This window comes from Kamptonema sp. PCC 6506 (genome assembly GCF_000180455.1).
GTDB lineage: Bacteria > Cyanobacteriota > Cyanobacteriia > Cyanobacteriales > Microcoleaceae > Kamptonema > Kamptonema formosum.
On the sequence record NZ_CACA01000246.1, the window covers coordinates 1 to 4,208 of the forward strand.

A 4,208-nucleotide genomic window follows, 5' to 3' on the forward strand; every position below is an offset into this window, starting at 1 on the left:
TCCCTATCCTCCCCACCTTCCCCATCCTCCCCATCCTCTCTCTCCTCCCTCTCCTCGCCATCTCCCTTGCTGCTGATCGTGGATGAGGATGAGTCTTTTACTGACGAGTTAGTTGTAGAGGCAAACAGGCAAGGTCTGAGGACGGAAGTTGTCAGGAATTTGTCAGTAGCGAGAGAGGCTTTCTGTTCGTCTAACAGGAACGGTAATTCATTATATCCAGACGTTGTACTCATTGACCTCAATCTTAATGATGGCGAACGGGGTAGTAGGGAAGGCGATCGCCAGCAAACTTTCGAGCAGGGGAAAAAAGAAAGCGAAAAGATTAATTGCCCAACGACTGCTAGTTGCAAACAGCATCAGCAAAGATGGGATAGCTCAGAGTCAGAAAGTATAACTAGACTGGAAAGTTCCTATCAATTACTCGCAGACTTCACCAACCTCACACCGCCCGTACCTGTAGTGGTGTTCGCTCGTCATGGCAATTTTACTGAGCGAGTACAAGTGGCTAGGCTAGGAGGAAGGGCATTTTTACAGAAACCAGTGCTGCCGGCTCAGGCGATCGAGGTAGTGCTAGATGCGATCAGACGTTCCCGCACTGCCGAAGCTAAAGTCATGGTAGTAGACGATGACCCCTATATGCTAGCAGCTCTGCGGTTATTGCTAGAACCTTGGGGGGTAAAAACTTTAACCCTGGATGACCCGCGACAGTTTTGGGAAACCCTAGAAGTGGTCGTACCCGACCTGTTAATTCTAGACATTGAAATGCCTTATTTGACAGGAATCGAGCTGTGTCTCACCGTTCGCAACGATCCCCGTTGGAGCGGAGTACCCATATTATTTCTCACCGCCCATACTGATGCCAAGACGGTACATCAAGTCTTTGCGGCTGGAGGAGATGACTACGTAACCAAACCGATAGTCGGCCCAGAACTGGTAAACCGCATTTTCAATCGTTTAGAGCGCAGCCAGCTACTCCGTAGCAGAGCTGAAACCGATGCCCTGACAGGAGTTGCTAACCGCCGCCGTTCCACTCAAGACCTGAGTCAATTTTTGCACTTAGCCGATCGCCACAACCAATCCCTGTGCTTTGCTCTGCTGGATTTAGACTGCTTCAAGCAGGTTAACGATGAGTATGGCCATGCGATGGGGGATACAGTGCTGCGGCGCTTGGGAGAATTATTGCTCCGAACCTTTGGCGGTCAAGATGTGGTGGCTCGTTGGGGCGGTGAGGAATTTGTTGTAGGAATGTACGGGATGGCAAAGCGGGACGCGATCAAGAGCATTGAGGATGTTCTAATTAATTGGAGGAGTGAAGAATTTGTAGATACTGATGACCGTAAGTTTCGAGTCAGTTTCAGTGCTGGTATTGCCGAGTATCCATCTGATGGCAATGATTTGCAGGCTTTGTATCGAGCTGCTGATGAGGCGCTTTACCGAGCTAAAGCTGCTGGGCGCGATCGCGTCATGGGAGTTTAAGGCTCGAAGACGAACTCATGAATCCGAATAAAAACATATTTAAAAATCCGTCAAAACCTTGAATTTTTTTATAATTACTGACAAAAAGCTAGAGAGATAATGCAGAGCAAATTTTGTTCAGGCACAAACACAGGATTACCTGCAACCTGCTGATTCTATTCCCTTCTTCCCTAGTCCTTAGCCTAAGCGCCCCTAGTCCCTAGCTATAATTCACGGGTTTTTCACAAAGCCCCTCTAAGCTTTAAGAATAATTTCCCTCTCTCATAAAGATATTAAGTAAAGATGTTAAGCTTAAATCCAAAGCGGATCTTGGTAATTGATGATGCAGAAGATGTTCGGGAGGTAGCTCAAGTCAGTCTAGAACTGGTGGGGGGCTGGGAAGTCCTGACGGCTAGTTCTGGAGGAGAGGGTCTGGCTAAAGCTATTCTTGAGCAGCCGGATGCTATTCTTTTGGATGTGATGATGCCTGACCAAGATGGCCCGACTACTTTTCAACAGTTACAAGCTAATAGTGCTACCAAGCATATCCCGGTAATTTTATTGACTGCTAAGGTAATGCCCGGTGACTGTGCATACTTTGCTAGTTTGGGAGTTGTGAGTGTTATTTATAAGCCTTTTGAACCGCTGACCTTGCCTGTTCAGATGGCAAAAGTTCTGGGTTGGAGCGAAGAGTAAATCTGGATTGTGAAATTATTTTACCTTTTGTAACAATCTTCTTATCCTTCACGAGTTCTTCATATTTTATATATAACTTCAATTATATGTCAGGGATCGTATAAAAGATGCCTATTTGGTATCAAATATAACTATTTACATACATCCCGGTTGAAATAGGAATACTCAGACTTTAACTAGAGTCAAGGTGTTCTCTTCGCATTAGTAACTTTTTTGTGGAAATCAATTATCAATCTGTTCTAAATCTGGTTTAAGAAATATCATGAATACTTGCCCTTGTTGCTCCTCTCAATTACTCCGCCACGCTCGTCATAATAGCGTTTACTGGTTCTGTCCTGAATGTTGGCAAGAAATGCCAGATCTGGTGGAGATGGTTTTAGCTCCTAATAAGAGCATCGAGAAATTAGATGGTTTGGTAAAATTGTCTACCTGGATACCTAGATTAAGAACTATCGATGAGGTAGAAATTGCTTAGTCGGAAATAAGACTGGGTACATTTTTAAGAGAGGCTCTTACTAGAGGACAAAAGAAAGAAATCAACCTATCAAGGAAAAGGTGATTAAAAACGATACATCGATCGCTGGTTAGGGTTGACACTACCCGGTCTTGCATACACGGGGATTCGTAAGATTAGCTGATATAGGAGTTACGCACGCTCGGTCAAAAACCTGGTTTCTGCGTCAATATTTCTCGAAAAAAGCGATGATTTTGGTCAGAAACCGGGTTTTTTGTGTAAGTCCTATGATAGAGCAATTGCTTTCGTCAGTTAGGGGTTAGGGACTAGGGAAAGAAGGGAAGAGAAATTACTGCAAGGAAAGGAACATAGAATATAAATAAGGGCTTCGCTGTGAGTCCTTCCTTCGTTAGGGAGCAGGCTCAGCCGAAAGATTTGAGTAATTTGGAATGTTTTAAGAGTCTTGGCAGTTGCCATAAGTCTTTGTAAGCTGGCTATGAAGAGGACAAGGGGGAAAGTAGTACCCTTCTGGAAACAGTGGAGACTGGCAAAGGAAAAGTTCTGTGACTAAAGTAAAAGCCTAGCTTCTGCTAGGCTTTATAAAATGTCGGGCTATTACCCTAGAGTGAAAGAGAAAAACCGTGAAATCTTCACCAAAGAAATTTTCAGCCGCCCGGAGTTCTGCCCCTAAGTCGCCGGGAACAGGCTTGTTTGTGCTGTCCTTGATATTTCGACTGCTGCTGCTGGGGGTAGGAAGCGGTTTTGCGTGGGCTTTGGGGGTAGCGGCCGCGCAAATATATCCCTCTGCTGGAACTGAGATACCTCTGAGTGAAAAATTGCTACGCCAATTTCAGAATCTGGCTGCGGGCCCGAAACGCCTATCTCCAACTCCGAGTCCGATTCTTCCTTCACCAATCCCCACTCCTTCGAGTTCGCAATTGACTCCTACACAAAGGCAAAAACTGCAAGCCGACTTGAGACAGTTGCAAGGGGAATTAAATGCACTGATCGGGCGCACGGCGGCGCTGGAGACACAATTAGGCAGTAGTAAGCCTACGGAAAGCTTAGAAAAGCGGTTGGAATTGATGTCACAGGAGTTAGGGACATCGACATCCGCCGCAGCGCCCAGTCCTGCTTTGCCTGCTGTTGGCAAGGATAGCAGTCCGATTCCGGGCATTAAAGCTAATAATGCAGATGAATCTAGTGGCGATCGCAGTTCTGTATTTAGTGCGGATGCACTGATGGTGACACTCCCTAGTGATGTTTTGTTTGAGGTTGGTAGTAGTGCTCTGCGCCCCGGAACTAACGTAATTTTAGATAATTTGATTGCAGATTTGCAAAACTATGAGGGTGCTACTGTTCGCATTGCAGGGCATACTGACGATGCTGGGGAGGTGAAGGACAATCAAAATCTGTCTTTTGCCAGGGCTCAGGCAGTGGAACAATATTTATCTAAGACTCTTGGCGAGAAGTATCACTGGGTGGCGATCGGCTATGGAGAAAGTCGCCCGTCGGTGGAAAATACAACGGAGGCTAATCGCCAACGTAATCGCCGGATTGAAGTTGCGATCGCTCCTCTACGTTAATGGGTAATGGGTAATTG

The 4,208-nt window shown here is 45.9% G+C and carries 4 protein-coding genes; all 4 read left to right on the forward strand.

The annotated features are described in order from the left end of the window. The coding region (locus OSCI_RS12645) for a diguanylate cyclase (RefSeq protein ID WP_157135561.1) at positions 1 to 1,476 on the forward strand (1,476 nt) is incomplete at its 5' end. A gap of 282 nt (positions 1,477 to 1,758) precedes the next feature. After that, entirely contained in the window at positions 1,759 to 2,151 is a 393-nt protein-coding gene (locus OSCI_RS12650) for a response regulator (RefSeq protein ID WP_007355358.1), read from the forward strand. A 262-nt stretch (positions 2,152 to 2,413) separates the two neighbouring features. Then, the gene (locus OSCI_RS12655) at positions 2,414 to 2,626 is read left to right on the forward strand and encodes a hypothetical protein (RefSeq protein WP_007355359.1); all 213 of its coding nucleotides are present in this window, start codon (positions 2,414 to 2,416) and stop codon (positions 2,624 to 2,626) included. Positions 2,627 to 3,246: 620 nt separating this feature from the next. Continuing rightward, a complete protein-coding gene (locus tag OSCI_RS12660; RefSeq protein ID WP_007355360.1) occupies positions 3,247 to 4,191 on the forward strand; it encodes an OmpA family protein in 945 nt (314 codons plus the stop codon). Positions 4,192 to 4,208 lie beyond the last annotated feature (17 nt).